The sequence below is a fragment of the Bdellovibrionota bacterium genome (assembly GCA_040386775.1).
Lineage (GTDB): Bacteria > Bdellovibrionota > Bdellovibrionia > Bdellovibrionales > JAEYZS01 > JAEYZS01.
Window position 1 is genome coordinate 131,666 of the sequence record JAZKEU010000018.1, and the last position, 16,028, is coordinate 147,693.

Annotated in this window: 17 protein-coding genes; 6 read left to right on the forward strand and 11 right to left on the reverse strand. The window is 37.0% G+C overall.

Annotated elements, in window-relative coordinates; translation table 11 throughout:
• Positions 1-34: 34 nt before the first annotated feature.
• Positions 35-1,354 (reverse strand): hypothetical protein, encoded by a 1,320-nt coding sequence (locus V4596_12490; protein ID MES2769955.1) that lies wholly within the window; start codon positions 1,352-1,354, stop codon positions 35-37.
• A gap of 149 nt (positions 1,355-1,503) precedes the next feature.
• Positions 1,504-2,679: a hypothetical protein gene (locus tag V4596_12495; protein MES2769956.1), complete on the reverse strand. Its 1,176-nt coding sequence runs from the start codon at positions 2,677-2,679 to the stop codon at positions 1,504-1,506.
• A 96-nt stretch (positions 2,680-2,775) separates the two neighbouring features.
• Between V4596_12495 and V4596_12500 the strand changes: the two genes are divergently transcribed.
• Positions 2,776-3,405 (forward strand): hypothetical protein, encoded by a 630-nt coding sequence (locus tag V4596_12500; protein ID MES2769957.1) that lies wholly within the window; start codon positions 2,776-2,778, stop codon positions 3,403-3,405.
• Positions 3,406-3,519: 114 nt separating this feature from the next.
• On the opposite strand, the gene V4596_12505 is transcribed toward V4596_12500, so the two are convergent.
• The 3 genes from V4596_12505 to V4596_12515 all read right to left on the reverse strand — a co-directional run bounded on the left by V4596_12505 (position 3,520) and on the right by V4596_12515 (position 6,228).
• A complete protein-coding gene (locus V4596_12505; GenBank protein ID MES2769958.1) occupies positions 3,520-4,152 on the reverse strand; it encodes a hypothetical protein in 633 nt (210 codons plus the stop codon).
• Positions 4,153-4,316: 164 nt separating this feature from the next.
• On the reverse strand, positions 4,317-5,102 hold the full coding sequence (locus V4596_12510) for an HNH endonuclease (GenBank protein ID MES2769959.1): 786 nt from the start codon (positions 5,100-5,102) through the stop codon (positions 4,317-4,319).
• A 601-nt stretch (positions 5,103-5,703) separates the two neighbouring features.
• Positions 5,704-6,228, reverse strand: a complete 525-nt coding sequence (locus V4596_12515) for a peroxiredoxin (protein MES2769960.1) — start codon at positions 6,226-6,228, stop codon at positions 5,704-5,706.
• Between the two features lie 157 nt (positions 6,229-6,385).
• Between V4596_12515 and V4596_12520 the strand changes: the two genes are divergently transcribed.
• Both V4596_12520 and V4596_12525 read left to right on the forward strand, forming a co-directional pair.
• Complete coding sequence (locus tag V4596_12520; protein ID MES2769961.1) at positions 6,386-7,153, forward strand: exodeoxyribonuclease III; 768 nt, start codon at positions 6,386-6,388, stop codon at positions 7,151-7,153.
• A 258-nt stretch (positions 7,154-7,411) separates the two neighbouring features.
• Positions 7,412-7,777 carry a TraR/DksA family transcriptional regulator gene (locus V4596_12525; protein MES2769962.1) on the forward strand — a complete coding sequence of 122 codons (366 nt, stop codon included), beginning with the start codon at positions 7,412-7,414 and terminating at the stop codon, positions 7,775-7,777.
• Between the two features lie 4 nt (positions 7,778-7,781).
• Here V4596_12525 and V4596_12530 read toward each other — a convergent pair whose 3' ends face one another.
• Positions 7,782-8,879, reverse strand: coding sequence for an agmatinase family protein (locus V4596_12530; GenBank protein MES2769963.1), 1,098 nt, complete (start codon positions 8,877-8,879; stop codon positions 7,782-7,784).
• 112 nt (positions 8,880-8,991) lie between these two features.
• On the opposite strand from V4596_12530, the gene V4596_12535 reads away from it, so the two are divergent.
• The 3 genes from V4596_12535 to V4596_12545 all read left to right on the forward strand — a co-directional run bounded on the left by V4596_12535 (position 8,992) and on the right by V4596_12545 (position 12,684).
• Complete coding sequence (locus V4596_12535) at positions 8,992-10,587, forward strand: ABC transporter substrate-binding protein (GenBank protein ID MES2769964.1); 1,596 nt, start codon at positions 8,992-8,994, stop codon at positions 10,585-10,587.
• A gap of 9 nt (positions 10,588-10,596) precedes the next feature.
• Positions 10,597-11,607: an ABC transporter permease subunit gene (locus V4596_12540; protein ID MES2769965.1), complete on the forward strand. Its 1,011-nt coding sequence runs from the start codon at positions 10,597-10,599 to the stop codon at positions 11,605-11,607.
• Positions 11,608-11,817: 210 nt separating this feature from the next.
• Positions 11,818-12,684, forward strand: coding sequence for an ABC transporter permease subunit (locus V4596_12545; protein ID MES2769966.1), 867 nt, complete (start codon positions 11,818-11,820; stop codon positions 12,682-12,684).
• 31 nt (positions 12,685-12,715) lie between these two features.
• Here V4596_12545 and V4596_12550 read toward each other — a convergent pair whose 3' ends face one another.
• The 5 genes from V4596_12550 to V4596_12570 all read right to left on the reverse strand — a co-directional run bounded on the left by V4596_12550 (position 12,716) and on the right by V4596_12570 (position 15,659).
• The gene (locus V4596_12550) at positions 12,716-13,417 is read right to left on the reverse strand and encodes a hypothetical protein (protein MES2769967.1); all 702 of its coding nucleotides are present in this window, start codon (positions 13,415-13,417) and stop codon (positions 12,716-12,718) included.
• Positions 13,414-14,229 carry a TIGR02147 family protein gene (locus V4596_12555; protein ID MES2769968.1) on the reverse strand — a complete coding sequence of 272 codons (816 nt, stop codon included), beginning with the start codon at positions 14,227-14,229 and terminating at the stop codon, positions 13,414-13,416. Before V4596_12555 ends, V4596_12550 begins: the two co-directional genes overlap by 4 nt.
• Complete coding sequence (locus tag V4596_12560) at positions 14,220-14,669, reverse strand: hypothetical protein (GenBank protein MES2769969.1); 450 nt, start codon at positions 14,667-14,669, stop codon at positions 14,220-14,222. The genes V4596_12555 and V4596_12560 overlap by 10 nt, the downstream gene beginning before the upstream one ends.
• A gap of 30 nt (positions 14,670-14,699) precedes the next feature.
• Complete coding sequence (locus V4596_12565) at positions 14,700-15,149, reverse strand: hypothetical protein (GenBank protein ID MES2769970.1); 450 nt, start codon at positions 15,147-15,149, stop codon at positions 14,700-14,702.
• A gap of 231 nt (positions 15,150-15,380) precedes the next feature.
• Positions 15,381-15,659 carry a hypothetical protein gene (locus V4596_12570; GenBank protein ID MES2769971.1) on the reverse strand — a complete coding sequence of 93 codons (279 nt, stop codon included), beginning with the start codon at positions 15,657-15,659 and terminating at the stop codon, positions 15,381-15,383.
• Positions 15,660-16,028 lie beyond the last annotated feature (369 nt).

Sequence of the window (16,028 nt, forward strand, 5' to 3'; positions counted from 1 at the left end):
CAGGACGTTTGAATAGAATTTCGATTTGAAAGCGTTATTCCAGGCTTTGTGCCAGCTGTTTTTGGGTAGGAATGTCTTTGGAATTTTCGAATATATATTTTCTCAAAAATATTTTTTTGAATTTTTTGAATTCCGCTACTTTCTTCTCGTGCGTAGAGTTTCTATTTGCATCAAATAAATCCAAGCCTACTTTGAATAAATTTCTGAAATATATGGAAGCAAGGTTTCTATGATTTAAGTCCTGCATCAAATTTTCTACTAATTCTTCTCTGTTAAGGTTGTCCTTCTGGATAAGCAGAGGTATTTCGACGACAAATAATGATTTATCTTTGAGCTCTATGGCCCATTTGGCGATAAAATAATGTCCTTCTTTTTCGAATTTAATTACTTGGGGATCTTTTCTGAGAACATTTAAACTTTTTGCATAGATTTGATGACTTCTGCTAGAGACTAAATGTCCGTTATCTAGGCGATCACGAAGAATATTTAAATTGAGAGAGTTAAGTTGTGCCTCATCTATTTTGCTAAGCTTCTTTTGTTTTATGACAGATCTGGTATTGAAGAGATCTTCTATTTTGACTTCTACGCTGGTAAAGAATGCATCAATTTCATCAAAGTAAAGCATTTCATGGTAATGTCCTCTGCGGCCAGGGAGTGTTCCTTTTGCTGTCCATGCTCTGCCATGAAATAAGTAAAGAATTAGATTGTTATAATATGTTTGCACCTTGAGGTGTGTGAGTTCGTGATTGCCGACCTCATCTTTTTTGATGCTTCCATTGACGAGTAAATTGTCAGACAAATAAATGATATTTTTATCAGGCTCATACATTGCCTCAATTCTACTTTCTAAAAGTGTGTACGGGTCATACATGACTTCTGTGCCATAATTATCCTTGAGTTCTTTGGCTTCTATATTGAGAGGGTGTGATCCGTCGGCTGAGATAATAATGACTTTGCGTCGGTAACCATTAAATACCTGGCCTTTAACTGTGTATTTTAAATCTGCTGAATCTATAAATTCAATGGCGGATGTAAAAAGGAAGTCTCCCATTTCAAGTAATTGCTTTGGTGAAGGCGTTTTCATTTCAAGAAATAAGTCGTTAAGATAAGTATTAAAAAAATTATTTGTTCTGATAAAATCTGATCCGAGCTTTCTAGCTTTTGAATTTAAATTCACATCGGTAAGAACCAAATCTATTTGGTTATCTAGTGGTAAGGAAATATTTTTACCTATGATTTTGAAAATTGAAGGTTCTTCTTTATCTTTAAAAAGATATGAGCAAGACATTGCCGCTTGCAGCTGCAATGAATATAAACCAAATATGACAATTAACCCCAGATTGCGAATTCTCAAAACTATTCCCCACGAATATTTTTAACATTCACAGTGGAATATCCAATATCTTTAAAATACTAGCAAATTTAATACTTTAAGAGGGAAGAGTTTGTAAAGATTCCAGTGGGTTTAGGTTTTAGCATTAGGAGAGTTTATTCCTGCAATAACTATTCAATGAATAGAGCGGCAAATCCGCCACCCAAAGTTCTAAAATTCGTAGTTTGACCGATGTAAGTTCTTACGGCCGCATGTTGAATTTCGCCATTATAAACGAAAAATCTAAGATCATATTTGGCATCCACTTTATGGCTTACCTGGTCTGTGATTGGAGTTGTAGAGGGTGGAGCAAACTCTTGAGCTATGTAATCACCAGCTTCAAGCACTTGATCAAAAGTTTTGTGCGTAATGCTTTCGCCTTTGTAGGCGCCTTTTCCGCCGTAAGAATTTTTAGGCTTAAAGAAATATTTTTTTCTATCACTCCAAAGTTTTTCTTTATCTTCTTTTTTTACCTCGACAATTTCAAGTACGATGCTTCTGAAGAGTTTTATCTCGTCCGTAGATAAATATTTTTCTAAAAATCCAGCTGTTCCAAAATCCAAAAGACGTTTTTTGTCTGCGAGCAATTGATACTCTTGTGGTTGTGGACTAATGCAAGAGGCATTGCTTTCATAAGCTGTTTGTAAGGCTTGAGATATGGATTCTTCGAAATAAAAATCAGTGGATCTATTGTATACAAAATCCACTCTTTCTTTTTTTGAATTGATAAGTTCTTTAGAATTCCAGGCTAATTCTTTGGCATCGTCAATGGAAACGCTAAGACCCATTTGCTCAAACATTTTTTTGTAAAGCAAAAACTCGAAGTAAGCTCTTTGCATTGTTGGGTCTTCGTCCACAATGGAAATGGTTTTTAGCATTTGGTTTGAGAAGAGTTTCCATTCGTTCAAAAATGAATCTTTTAATTTTTCAATAGCATTTGGAAATGCAGACTTTCTGTTTTCAGTTTTACAAACAAAATCTTCCATTAATTTTGAAGTTAGAAAGTGAGAGGCATTTGTATTGATCTCAATAAGCTTAGGATTTCCATTCACAATATGAAAATCAAAGCTCATAAGAACAGAAAGGTTCGGATGAACTGGGGCCTGGCCCAGGATATCTTTTTGATAAGAAGCATTATTTCTTAAGTGATAAGCCACTTGAACGAATTCTTTGATCTTTTCAAAAGTCTCTTGAGGCATCGTAACAGTTTGAAAACTAAATAGGTTCGGAGAAGGCGATTCTTTTTCAAAAACCTCCTTAAACTCCGGGTACGTTAGCTTACAGAATTCTATAAATTCATTATACATAGGAAGAGACTATGATAACGCGGCAATCTAATCAACGATCTACTTGATTGGAGTAAAATAACTCTTTATGTTGGCTCAAATTATCGGGGGGTAATCGTGTTAAAATTTGTTTTATCATTTGTATTTTTATTTGCGGTGCAGTCTCATGCGCAAAATACTACAACATCAAGAGCCGTTCTTCAGGGGCAAGTTCCTCAATTTTCAGATCTATATAATAGATTTGGTGCTGGTATAAGCTTTTCTCCAATCAGTGGAAAGGTCACCAGTAAGAGTCAAACACCAGGTATAACAGGAAGCTCTTCGGACACTGAAAGCGGAAAAGCCTTGGGCGTTGAAGCTCATTATATGACTTTTTTAAATGGGCCACTGGGAGTCAAGGCGGCTCTTGGTTATATGAAATCGGATATTGAAGATGCAGATCTAAAAACCATCATGGCGAAAACAAGTGGTTTGGTGGCATTGAATGGTCAGGCTGTTTTGGAATTGGGACTGAATGTTTCGAAAACTAAAGTTGAGAGCATTTCTTTAGATGCGGGAATTGGATTTCAATTAGGTATTAATTATTTGATCAACAGAAACGCCATGTTCAATGTTTCCTATGTGAATTTTTCTTCGGATAAAGACTTTAGAGATGATAGCTACATTGATGAAATTGGTAAGCCACTGGATTATAATACAGAACTTAAATTGTCGGGCCTGCAGGCTGGAATTTCTTATCTTTTTTGACAATCAATATTGTAAGTTTCGATATAATGAATGTTATAAAAGTCAGTGTCACGGTAGTCTAATCAACAATTAATAGTCTCTCTTGATGGCCTACTATTTGTCTTTGAGCCACTTTTAACGTGATAAGGCAATTTTGAGCGTAAAATTTATTTCAATGCTAGAACTTGACCACTTTACTGTGGAGCCTTCTGGCAGGGGCTTCATATCCGAATGTAGAAATGCGAGAGCAAACCCTAAGCCTCTATTGCCTCTCCTTTGTCGGTCTGGAACTTCGATTTCATCATACTTACTAAATTCCCTTTCTAAATATCTCGGGAATTCCTTTATTTTAGGATTGATTATTTGAACAAATACGAAATTTTCATTAGAAAAAATAGAAACACGCGCAGTAGTCCGAGCATTTTCATAATCGCCTCTCTCTAACTCTCGGGAGCTATGTTGAATAGTGTTTTGTATGGCGTGCCTAAAAATCTCCCCTGTTCCATTAAACATGTTTGGGTGTTGGTTGCGAGTTTGAGGAGAGAGTTCACTTATTACTGTCTCCAGGCTTGTATTTAGTTCCTGAGAAATTTTATAGTAGTTTGATAGGGTAATTTCAATTGTAATTGGTTCTACTTGCTCAAGAGAAGTACGGTGTGCAGGAGAAAATAAGTTTGCACAAGTCATAGCCCAAAGAGGCTGACATATGGCTAAAGTTTGCACAGTAAAGGCAAGAAAAATGACTCCTAGTAAGTTTTGTAACTTCATATCTTTGTAAACATCAAAATTTGTGCCAGCGGAAGCTATTAAGACGTTCTGCTTCATATTAATGGAGATAATTAAAAGCACCGAAAATGCCGCCGAAAACTTGAATAAGCCTAATGATGAGCGTACCCAGTCATTAATAAAACAGTTTTAAGCCAATAAATAGCTTAAAAATCATGGTTTCTTGATTGCACCCCAAATACTCGATCAGTAACAAGCTTATGATGTCGAAAGCATAGAAGTCTTAAATTCTGAGCAGTGGTTTCACCATTAAATGCTATCGGTTTTATATGATCATATTGGATTAAATGCTTTGAATTGCATCTTCTCTTTGTTTTCTGATCAGTGAAAGTACAACATCCGCTATCTCTCATGTATACTTCTTGCTTGATAGTTCCTGGAATATAGCGGTTAACTGGTTTACATATTTTTCGATTCTTGGAATTTGAAATTTCTTTGGATAAAGTTCCAACAACATTTTTATTTATCTTTTGAGCTTTTACTTCTTTTTTTAAGTCCACTTGCTGCGAGGTAGAGGCTCTGCGTTGTGATGGATCTTTCTTTTTAATAACCATATCGCACATAAGTTCTAAGAGTTTGTTCAAGTCTCCCTCGGGATTTTGATGAGAGAGTAAGTTTTTAACTTGGTCTATTTTATCTTTAAGATCCTTTTTAATAGTGAGCTTAAGCTCGGTATATTCTTCCCTGATTATTCTTTCCTTTGATCTTGTAATTATAGGCTCAGGTGAGAGCTTGATAAGCTCCAATTCACATTCTCTCGTCGATTTATTCTCTATCTTTTGAATAAGTTCTTTCTTTTCTAAAAGGTTCAAAGGCTTCTCATCTTTATAGGCTTGTCTAATAAAGCTTTGAATCTTTGCTGCATTGGATAGACTTAAAGAGCCTTCTTTGATTTTAGCTTCTACTTCTGGAAGATCTTTTATTAATCTCATAGCAGAGATTCTTCTTTGGGCTTGGGACTCCGAGTACTTTAGCTCTCTTAAACAATACTCAAAAAGACTAGAATAGCCCAATTCCAAGTGAAGCTTTCTGGTTTCGATCTATCTTAAGTTATGGAGTATCTCGGTCGTTATTTTTCTTTCTTCATTAGAAAGTCTTTTGGCATTGTCTAGTAAGCTTTGATTTGAAAATTGAAAAGCATATTTATAAAATGATATTAGACGCACAGAAAGGCTTTCTCTCGACAACAGTCAAAATAAATTAAAAAACAAAAGCAAATCTAAAAAAATTAAATGCAGTTCATTTAATCCATCAAGAAACTCGTCAACTTTATTTTGAATAAATATTTTTAAATAACGCAATTGCGACACATAAAGGTGCAGGGCACTTTTTGGATATTGACGCGATGACAGTACGGAAAACTAAGGGGTACCTTTTATATGCACTTGTGAAGCTCTAACTAGTGAGGTTCCGTTTACAGATGAAGGCCTCAAGATAGAATACTGTTGTGGTGGTTGATTCTTGTAAAGATCCAAAAAAAAGCCAAGGACCTTCAGGGTACTTGGCTTTTTTATTTTCAGATTTAAAAAACTCTTAGTTAGTTTTTACGAACTTATCTCCAGCTTTCCAGCCAGCGCCGCACAGCTCACCCGTTTGCAGAGCAGAGACAACTCTCAACACTTCGTTAGCATCTCTACCAACGTTCAAGTTATGAATTCCCATGTATTGCACGATACCTTCTGGATCGATGATGAAAGTGCCGCGTGTAGCGATACCTTTGTCTTCAAGAAGAACGCCGTAATCACGAGATAATCTTTTTGTAACGTCGCCAAGTAATGGGAAGCCCAATTCTTTGAGGTCGTCTTTGATCCATCTTTTGTGCGAGTGAACAGAGTCCACAGATGCGCCCAGGATAATTGCGTTTTTTTCTTTGAATTTTGGAAGTGCATCTCTGAATTGAAGAATTTCCGTTGGACAAACAAATGTGAAATCTAGTGGGTAGAAAAATAAAACCACCCATTGTCCTTTAAAATCTGAAAGGCTGATGTCTTTGAAATCTCCGCCGCCAACTACTGCTGGAGTAGTGAACTGGGGAGCTGGATGACCGATCATTGGCATGTGAATCTCCTCTGGTTGCACTAAGCGCTGTGGCGCTTAGTACGAAAAATCATTTAAACTTCGTTTAAGTTGCCATAAAAATATGGTAAAGCCAATGTTAAGACTACTTAGCACAACCTGTGTCACAAGGACTAACGGAGCAAAAAGGAATCTAGCGGTGAGAATCATATCTTGGAACGTGAATGGAATTAGAGCTGTATATAAAAAGGGATTTTTGGACTTCTGGGGAAATCTGAAGCCTGATGTCTTGTGCCTACAAGAAACTAAATGTCAAAAGGACCAACTCACTCCTGACCAAATCAATCCTCTGGGTTTTGATAGTCACTGGTCGTGCGCAATCAGAAAAGGTTACTCTGGAACGGCCACTTTTTATAAAGACACTGTCAAAGAAATGATTCCTGGAATTGGTTTGGAGAAGTTCGATAGTGAGGGGCGTGTCGTTATGACAAGGCATGAAGCTTTCACCTTATACAATATCTATTTCCCAAATGGTGCTTCTGGTATTGAAAGGCATAATTATAAAATGGAATTTCTCAAATCTCTCAGCGCACACCTAAAGCCAAAAGTTGCTAAAGGCGAGCCGATCATTGTGGTTGGAGACTACAATATCGCACCGGCGGATATTGATATTTATGATCCCATCAAGCACGCCAAAACGAGTGGGTTCCTGCCCATTGAAAAAGAATGGTTTCAGTCGTTTCAGAATATGGGTTTCATCGATACTTTCAGACATTTTCATCCCACAGAGAAAGACCGCTACTCTTGGTGGAATCAGATGGAAAGAGCACGATTGGGGAATCGAGGGTGGAGGATTGATATGATTTGCGCTACCAAGAATCTTGAAAAATATTTCAAGGCGGCGGATATCCACGATGAAATCGAAGGCTCAGATCACTGCCCCGTTTCCTTAGATTTATCACTTTGAGACGGAATCAAATAAAAATGCCATCTGCCTTGTTGGAGGCTCCTCTTATATATAGGTAGTAATTTGCCTCTGCACTTCATAAGACTTCCTGTTTTATTGGATTCCTCGAATGAAACTTAAGTTTTTCTAAAAATAATCCGATACCTTGCGTCATACATTTAAGGCAATTTAAGAAATTTAGTTGCACAATGGAACCATTAGCGTGTAAATATTTCATCTTGAAAGTGGTTCAATCTTTAGACCTAGGGGGGAACAGAGATGAGAATGCCAGAAAAAGTGATTAAACAATGTAAAGAAAAGCTACTCGAAGCGAAGATGGATATTCTGAATCGTTTCCGTGATAGCCGCAGCAATTTGATTTCTGATGACCGCGGGGGCGACGAAGCAGATCAAACTATGAGAATCATTGCGGAAGGTGAATATCTAACTCAACAAGAACGTCTAAGAGACAGACTTGCTGAGATCGAAGCCGCTCTAGCACGCATCGAAACAGGGAAGTTTGGTGTTTGCGAAGAAACAGAAGAGCCAATTGAGCATGATCGTTTACTAGCGATACCTTGGACAAGGTTGTCTATTGAAGGTGCTGAAATGCGCGAATCTCTAAATAAGAGATACGCAAGATAATCAATTAGACTGAATAGCGGCCCTGGGTCACCATGGCCCAGCCGCAAAGTTTGTAGAGCATTCTTGCTCCCACATTTCCATTCCACTCATAATTGGGATTTGAATCATCTGTACCGCCAGAAACTTCTACCAAGTCAAAACCAACAATCTTTTTTCCCATCTCATGAATGGTAGAGAAGAGCGCAAGGGTTTGCTCGTAACTCAATCCACCGGGAACGGGAGTTCCTGTATTTGGGCAAAGAGTCGGATCCATTCCGTCGATATCAAATGAAATGTAAATCTGATCTGGAAGTTGTGAAATTGCTTCTTTGCAAATTTTTAACCAGCTTGTTCCATTCAACAGTTGCTGTTTTGTAGGAAGGTCGTAGTAAGTTAAAAATTTTCCCGAGTGATCTTTCATAAAGTTCACTTCGTCTTCACAAAAATCTCGAATGCCAAATTGAATGATCTTTTTGGGGGCCAGAGGGAGCTTGGCAACGTTGTTCATAATGGACGCGTGAGAATGTTGGTATCCAAGATACGCGTCTCTCAAGTCCAAGTGAGCGTCTATGTGAAGAATTCCAAAGTTTCCATTGGTGTGTTCGCTGAGTGCTTTGATTGCGCCGTAAGGAACAGAGTGATCGCCACCGATTATACCGAAGGCCTTTCCGCTTTTTAGAATTTCTTTTGTGTTCGTGTAAACATACTCAATCATCTCGTCGTTGGCTTTGTTGATTTTATTTTGAATTTTAGTTTGTGCCGTATTTAATTTCTGTAAGTTCTGAAGAGTCTTATTTACTTTGAGGGCTTCTTTCCTCAAAGCGATGTTTTGTTTTTTCATTTTTTGCGGAACCGGAAGCATATAGTAGCCGCATTCGTAAGCATTTTTTACTTCGATATCGTAAAGATCCACTTGGGAGCTTGCTTCGAAAATCAATTCTGGACCCGACGAAGTACCGCTCCCATAACTTGCCGTCACTTCCCAGGGAACAGGTATAAGGACAAGTTGTGCGTCTTGTTTTGCTGTTTCAAGACCGAAAATTTGCAATTCAGCGGGTTTGATTTTTTTTGTTTTCTTTTTCAGGTCTTTCTTCTGGTTTTTTTTCGGTGTTTTTTTGCCCATTTTCTCTTCCTTGTCTGGCTTGATTGAGCCACGACTAGACTTGCTTTAAATATCTGAAAAACTTAATCTATTTAGAGGTTTTAAGTCAATAGTGCTTCGACGGAGTTACATCATGAAAATACTTTTATCAGCAGTTGTTTTGTTCTCTCTATTTAATTCACAAGCTTACGCACAAAAAAGACCGCAGGGCGGGGATTTTACGACTGCAATTACGTCTGAACCGATCACGCTCAACCCAATCAATTATTCAGATGCCTCAGCGAGTACGGTATTGGGTTATATCGTTGAAGGTTTATTAGGTAAAAACGTAGACACTTACGACTGGGAACCGAATCTTGCGGAGAAGTGGGAAATTTCTAAAGATAAAAAGACATTCACATTTACTCTAAGAGACAACTTAAAGTGGTCAGATGGAAAGCCTCTCACTGTCGAAGACGTAAAATTTAGCTTTCAAACAATGAAAGATCCAAAATACAAAGCAATGTCTAAGATGCCTTATTACGAAGGGCTATCGTCTTGCGATATCGTAGATGCTAAAACTGTAAAGTTCACAGCTTCTACAAATTATTTCTTAAATTTTGATGTGGCTGCTGAGCTTGCCATTGTGCCTAAGCATATTTATGAAGACCCTAAAGCAAAAATTAATAAAACAGTCACAGGGTCTGGCCCTTACATGATTGATACTTACGAGAAGGGCAGAAGAATTGCTTTAAAAAGAAATCCAAATTGGTGGGGATGGGAAAAAGCAAATAAAGATGGTGAATACAATTTTGATCGCATTGTATTTAGATTTATTGACTCTCCAAATATTCAACTAGAGATGCTCAAAAAAGGCGATATCGATTACATGGGATTAGAGCCAGAGCAGTTTGTTAAAAAAACAGACGGCCCAGAATGGGGGAAAACTTTAATCAAAGTTAAAACAAAAAACGATGGTCCTAAAGGTTACAACTGGGTTGGATTAAATCTCCAAAATAAAATTCTAGCTGATCAGAAAGTAAGACTGGCACTTGCTCATCTTATGAATAGAGACATGATGATTGAGAAATTTAGATATGGATTGGCAGAAAAAACTTCAGCGCCGGGTTTACTGAGTGAATTTAAATCTTCTAGCTTGAAACCAATTCTCTTTGACCCCAAAAAAGCCTTAGAAGTTTTAAGGTCTGCCGGGTGGGAAGACACAGATAAAAATGGAATTTTAGATAAAGTTATCGATGGTAAAAAGACAAATCTAAAAATTGAAATTCTCCTTCCTACTGAGCAGTGGACGAGATACCTCACGGTCTTTAAGGAAGATGCCAAAAAGGTGGGTGTCGATATCGGGCTGAAGAATGTGGAATGGAACACTTTCTCGAAACTCTTAGATGAGAAAAAATTTGACGCTGTAACTATGGCTTGGGCTGGGGGCGGAATTGAATGGGATCCAAAACAAATTTGGCACTCTACAAGCAACAAAGGTGGATCGAACTTTATTAACTATAACAATCCAGAGGTTGATAAGTTGATCGACGACGCCAGAACAACTTGGGACCGCAGCAAAAGAGCTGAAAAATTAAAAAAGTTAAATGACTTAATTGCGGCTGATGTTCCATATATTTTCTTATTCAACCCGAGTAACGTTGTGTACGCACATCGTTCAAGTCTTGAAAAAGTAAAAGATACTTACAAGTTCGGTGTGGGTACGAGTTTCTGGTGGAAGAAAAAATAAAAATATAAAATGCTAAAGTACTTACTGAGAAGACTCATCTTGATATTACCAACACTCTTCGGGATTACCGTTGTGGTGTTTATTATTATCAATTTGGCTCCTGGCGGACCTATTGAACAAAAGATTCAACAGATTAGATTCGCAGGTGGAAATTCTACTTCAGAAAAAAATGCGGTCAGTGAGGAAGTAATTGAAGCTCTAAAGGTTCAGTACGGTTTTGATAAACCTCTCGTCACTAGATATTTCATATGGCTTAAAAATATTGCCACTTTAGATTTTGGGGAAAGTTTTTCTTATGAAGAGCCTGTGACAGAGCTAATTGTCAGTAAGTTTCCAGTTTCTATTCAATTTGGAGTTCTTTCTTTTATTTTAGCCTATTTGATAAGTATTCCTCTAGGAATTATTAAAGCTGTTAAGAATGGGACTGAGTTTGATTGGTTCACAAGCTTTATACTTTTAATTTTATATTCGGTACCTCCATTTATGTTGGGGATCTTGATGATTGTTTATCTTGCGGGAGGAAGCTTCTTAGATATTTTTCCAATCGGAGGACTTTTCTCGGATGGGTACGCAGAAATGTCTTTTGGAGCTAAAATCTGGGACAGAATCCATCACTTTATACTGCCACTGGCTTGTTATGTGATTGGCAGTTTCACAACCCTAACTTTGTTAATGAAAAACTCGCTCTTAGAAGAAATTTCTAAAGATTATATACGTACAGCAAGATCCAAAGGGTTGGATGAAAAAGCTGTTGTTATGAAGCACGCTCTTAGAAATGCCATGATTCCAATAGCTACCGGATTTGGTGGATTCATTGGAGTATTCTTTGCAGGAAGTTTATTGATTGAAAAAATATTTCAATTGGATGGAATTGGACTATTGAGTTTCAATTCTACAATGGCTCGTGATTACAATGTGATTATGGGTTTAGTTTTTATTCAGAGTGTACTGTTTTTGGTTGGGAATATTATTAGCGATATTATGTATGTATTGATCGATCCTAGAATCGATTTTAATTAACGCAAGTGCGACACGTAAAGGTGCAGACCACCTTTTGGTTTCGCAAGTGCTAAGGATTGTATGGTAGAGAAGTTGATTAAAAATGAGCTGACGTTAAAGCGTTATCGCACTTTTAAAAAAAGTAAGCGTAATGTTATAGCGACAATTATTTTTTCAACCTTCTTGGTTGTCAGTTTAACGTCAGAATTTTGGGCCAACAATAAGCCTTTAATGATGAACTATAAAGGCGATCTCTACTTTCCAGTTGTAAAAAATTATCATCCATCACTTTTTGGCCATGAAGATATCTTAGTCATGAACTATAGACTTCTTTTATTTCAGGAAGGGGATTGGGCAATATGGCCGCTGGTAAAATGGGATCCTTACGAAGCAAATGATTCCCTTTCTGATTATCCAAGTCCACCTACAAGAGATAATTTATTAGGTACAGACGACAGAGGAAGAGATGTTCTGTCTAGATTAGTTTATGGATTTAGATTCTCTATCACATTTGCAATTCTGGTTTGGTTTTTTTCTTTTGGATCAGGAATGTTCATTGGCGGAGTGATGGGTTATTGGGGTGGGAAATTTGATCTTATCACTCAAAGGATTGTTGAAGTTCTAAGTACGGTTCCGCAGTTTTTTCTACTAATCATATTGGTTTCAATTTTTGAGCCTAGTATGAGTCTATTGGTTCTTATCTCAACAGCCTTCGGTTGGATTTTTATCAGTTATTATGTCCGTGCGGAATTTTTAAAATATCGAAAGAGAGAGTTCGTGGAAGCAGCGAGAGCTATGGGGGGTGGGCACATGCGTTTGATCTTAAAACACATTCTACCCAATGCACTAGGTCCCGTGCTGACATTCACTCCGTTTGTAATTTCCGGTCATATAGTGGGATTAGCATCTCTTGATTTCTTAGGATTCGGATTGCCTGCGCCAACTCCAAGTTGGGGTGAGTTACTCGCACAAGCTGAAAAATATTTCACAATCGCATGGTGGCTAGCAATTTATCCGGCATTAGCAATGTTGATTATCTTGGTATTACTCAACATGATCGGCGAAGGCCTGCGTGAAGCCTTCTCTCCAAAATCATGACGCAAACCTTTGGAAAAGGTGCGGCTCACCTTTATTTGGCGATTGCGGTTACGGAGCAATACTTGTAGCCCATCACTAGGGAACTGATAATAGGCTCTGCTGTTAAGCTTAAAATCTTACACGACTTATTTTGTAGTGAGCACTTTGTAATGGCTTCGTTCTTTGCAAGTTCCACGGCGTCTGCATAGGCGGGTGATGATTGATCACAAATGATTGCACTATTCATTGATGATCCGATCTTTTGGTTACCGTAGAAAAGATTTATTTGATTGGAGTTCGAATTCTTAATTCTATTGTATGTTTGTACAATTAAATCGGAGAGTTCATTTGTTACAATATAATTTCCTTTTTCAATATCTAGAATACCAAGATATTCATGAAGAGTGAGTTCTAGTCTTTGAAGTAAACTTCTTTGTCTCCATCTATCTTGGTTTATCAGGATTAACCGTCTATTTTTATAGTTAATTGCATCAACCTCCATGGCGTCTAAGATAACTTCAGAGCCATCTGCACTTCTAAGTAGTGTCGTATTTACGACTAGTTCAAACAAGGAAGGCTTTAATCTCCACTTGATAAGTGCAGGATTACTTTCATCTTGTTTAAAAGTTTTATGGAGTTCTCTTGCGAGCATTTCAAATTCTTTTGCGTATGCATCGCCGCCGCTTCCCCCGTCATTTCCGGCAAAGCTAGGTGGAGTTATGAGAATTACAATTAATAAGGCTAATAGTTTCATGATTGTCTCCTTGAGACAGGGTAGAGTTGTAGACATAAGTTATAAACTTCTTCTTTGGGGTTCATATTTTCGAGTTCTTCTGAGAGCTGAATTCGAAACTCTTTTAATCTTTCCATTGCGTAAGGAATATCTTTTGGATTCATAGCAAATGTAATTGCTGAATGATTTCTAATCTCAAAGGGATCGTTATTAAGAGAGCGATAAGCTTTTTTAATTAGCTGTTGATGAAAGCTCTTTCTTGCAGCGGTCGATTGGTTGTTGTTGACTCTTATGTAGCCGCCAGCCTGCTGCCATTTTCCCTTTGCATTCTTTTCTATAAGTTTTAATCTAAATAATCTTTCTATGCTAGTTTTAACCAGGAGCACAGAAATTCCCAGTCTCTTTGAGATCCAATCGTAATCCATTGAAAAATCTTTTGTTTCTATCAAACTCAGAATTGCATAGTGTTGCCATTCGGCAATCACATTGAATTTATCTTCATCGATAAGATTGAATGATTCCTCAAGATTCTGATTATTTGTGCCTGTTAAACCATGATTGTACTCAGCTAAAAAAAGTTTTCTCTGCCTAAAGTTTAAATCTAATTTATTTGCTATTTTCGAAATTAAATTAAAATTAATAGTTCGTTTACCATTAAAAATTAAAGAAAGAGCTGTATGGCTAATACCTAAAGATTTAGCAAAAGCTCTGAGAGAATAGCTAGAGTTTTTGGATTGTCTTTTTAAAAGAACACCTTTAAGTATAGCTACGGATAGTGAATCCGTGGCTTGCTTGGGTTTAGAATTTTTCGATTTCCTTTTTTCTACAGACATCTGTTGTTTCTTTTGGCGCTATTGCTCCAATAGTCACTAAAAAAACTTTGAGTTCGATACTTAGTTTTTTTAATTTTGTCTAGAGCTTCCTTAAGCTTTACGCAGTTTAAATTTGATTCCTGTAAGCAGGTTTTGTATAAGCTTACGGCTAGTATATCGGAGTAATTTCTTTCTTTGCAGTATAGTGAGATATGGTATTCAACGCGACCTACGTAGTCTTTCACATAAGAATTAAATTCTACTAGGAAGAGAACATCGGAGCACATTGTATCCAAATCTATTTTAGATTTTTGAGCCAGACGTAGTTTCTCTGTAGCTACATCTATGCATTCTACACCAGTTTCACTTCTGTCAATTATTTTGTAATCTGATATATCAATATTGGCTGCGAAAGTATTGACCCCTGCTAGTAACAATAAAATTAATAATATCTTTTTCATTATTTCACTCCTTATCTTTGCTAAATTGCATTACAGACATCTGTTTGTTTCACGAGTATATTTGCTTGTATCACCATTGAATAAGTTTTGTGATTTGTACTTAGTTTTCTTAATTCTATCGAGATTATCTTTAAGCTTTACGCATTTTAAATCTGATTCTTGTAGGCAAGTTTTAAATAAACTGACGGCGAGGATGTCGGAATAGTTTCTTTCTTTGCAGTAGACGGAAACACGGTAGTCGTGGTTGTCGTATCTGTATGATTGAACAGGAGCATATTCTACTAAAAAGAGAACTTCTGAACACATTGTATCCGTGTCTATTTTAGATTCTTGGATTAGACGGACTTTCATAGCAGCTACATCACGGCATTCAATTTGTTCAGTGCTTGCAATAATTATTTTATAATCTGAGATGGAAATATTTTCTGCGAAAGTATTGGATCCGGCTAGTAACAATAAAATTAATAATATTTTTTTCATATGTATTCCTCTTTAAATTAGTTTGTATTTATACTTTAGTTAAATCAAAAACTCGAAATATTTGTAACCATTATGGTTACTAAATTCGTAACCAGGTATTCTATACAAATTGTTCGAGCTTATAAAAATGACAACGTTGCGTAATGTAAGTCGACGATATTAAATGTGGGCAGCTAGGATTTGGTATTTAAGGGTGAGGGTGATTGAAAATTCTAGCTGCCCTTGATTTAGTTATCTCCAGCCTCGAACAGTTACTTTAGCTTCGCATGCTTTATACCCGATAAATTCATTGCTAATGATGTTTTTGAAGGTTACGCCCAACTCTACGCAATCTACATTCCCGGCAGAGCGACATCTTATTGTAGCTTCGTCAAGTGCGCACAGGTAAGCACCGTATCCGCTGTTTGTATTAATACTGCAATCCTCATATGAACTCAGAGGATGAGTATTTCTACACTTTTCAACGAACAGATTTCCTGCTGCATTTGCATTCAATGTCGCGATTGACATCAATAGTGTTATTAAAAAAATATTTTTCATTCTTTACCCCTTTCTTAGGTAATTGGTTTATGGTTTTTACTTTCTATATTTTATATTTGAAAATCGCGAGAGATTTGTAACCATATTGGTTACGGTTTCTGTAACCGAGTACTCCCTACAAATGATCTGAATGTAGAAATTAAAGAATCATCAAATTTTAAATTTAATTTTATTTGGACTACAGTGGTTCAAATGTGTAAGTACGATAAAAAATAATGGAAACAGTCTTATATTTTTATATTAGATTTGGGTTATCCGCTCCGCTAACAAGTTGGCTTACGTGGAGCCTTCTCTCCAAAATCATGACGCAAACCTTTGGAAAAGGTGCGGCTCACCTTT

Bases quoted from the DNA above. Each gene is read 5' to 3' on its own strand.
- V4596_12495 (MES2769956.1), bottom strand. From the start codon at position 2,679: ATGTATAATGAATTTATAGAATTCTGTAAGCTAACGTACCCGGAGTTT.
- V4596_12505 (MES2769958.1), bottom strand. From the start codon at position 4,152: ATGAAGTTACAAAACTTACTAGGAGTCATTTTTCTTGCCTTTACTGTG.
- V4596_12510 (MES2769959.1), bottom strand. From the start codon at position 5,102: ATGAGATTAATAAAAGATCTTCCAGAAGTAGAAGCTAAAATCAAAGAA.
- V4596_12515 (MES2769960.1), bottom strand. From the start codon at position 6,228: ATGCCAATGATCGGTCATCCAGCTCCCCAGTTCACTACTCCAGCAGTA.
- V4596_12525 (MES2769962.1), top strand. From the start codon at position 7,412: ATGAGAATGCCAGAAAAAGTGATTAAACAATGTAAAGAAAAGCTACTC.
- V4596_12530 (MES2769963.1), bottom strand. From the start codon at position 8,879: ATGGGCAAAAAAACACCGAAAAAAAACCAGAAGAAAGACCTGAAAAAG.
- V4596_12535 (MES2769964.1), top strand. From the start codon at position 8,992: ATGAAAATACTTTTATCAGCAGTTGTTTTGTTCTCTCTATTTAATTCA.
- V4596_12540 (MES2769965.1), top strand. From the start codon at position 10,597: ATGCTAAAGTACTTACTGAGAAGACTCATCTTGATATTACCAACACTC.
- V4596_12545 (MES2769966.1), top strand. From the start codon at position 11,818: ATGATGAACTATAAAGGCGATCTCTACTTTCCAGTTGTAAAAAATTAT.
- V4596_12550 (MES2769967.1), bottom strand. From the start codon at position 13,417: ATGAAACTATTAGCCTTATTAATTGTAATTCTCATAACTCCACCTAGC.
- V4596_12555 (MES2769968.1), bottom strand. From the start codon at position 14,229: ATGTCTGTAGAAAAAAGGAAATCGAAAAATTCTAAACCCAAGCAAGCC.
- V4596_12560 (MES2769969.1), bottom strand. From the start codon at position 14,669: ATGAAAAAGATATTATTAATTTTATTGTTACTAGCAGGGGTCAATACT.
- V4596_12565 (MES2769970.1), bottom strand. From the start codon at position 15,149: ATGAAAAAAATATTATTAATTTTATTGTTACTAGCCGGATCCAATACT.
- V4596_12570 (MES2769971.1), bottom strand. From the start codon at position 15,659: ATGTCAATCGCGACATTGAATGCAAATGCAGCAGGAAATCTGTTCGTT.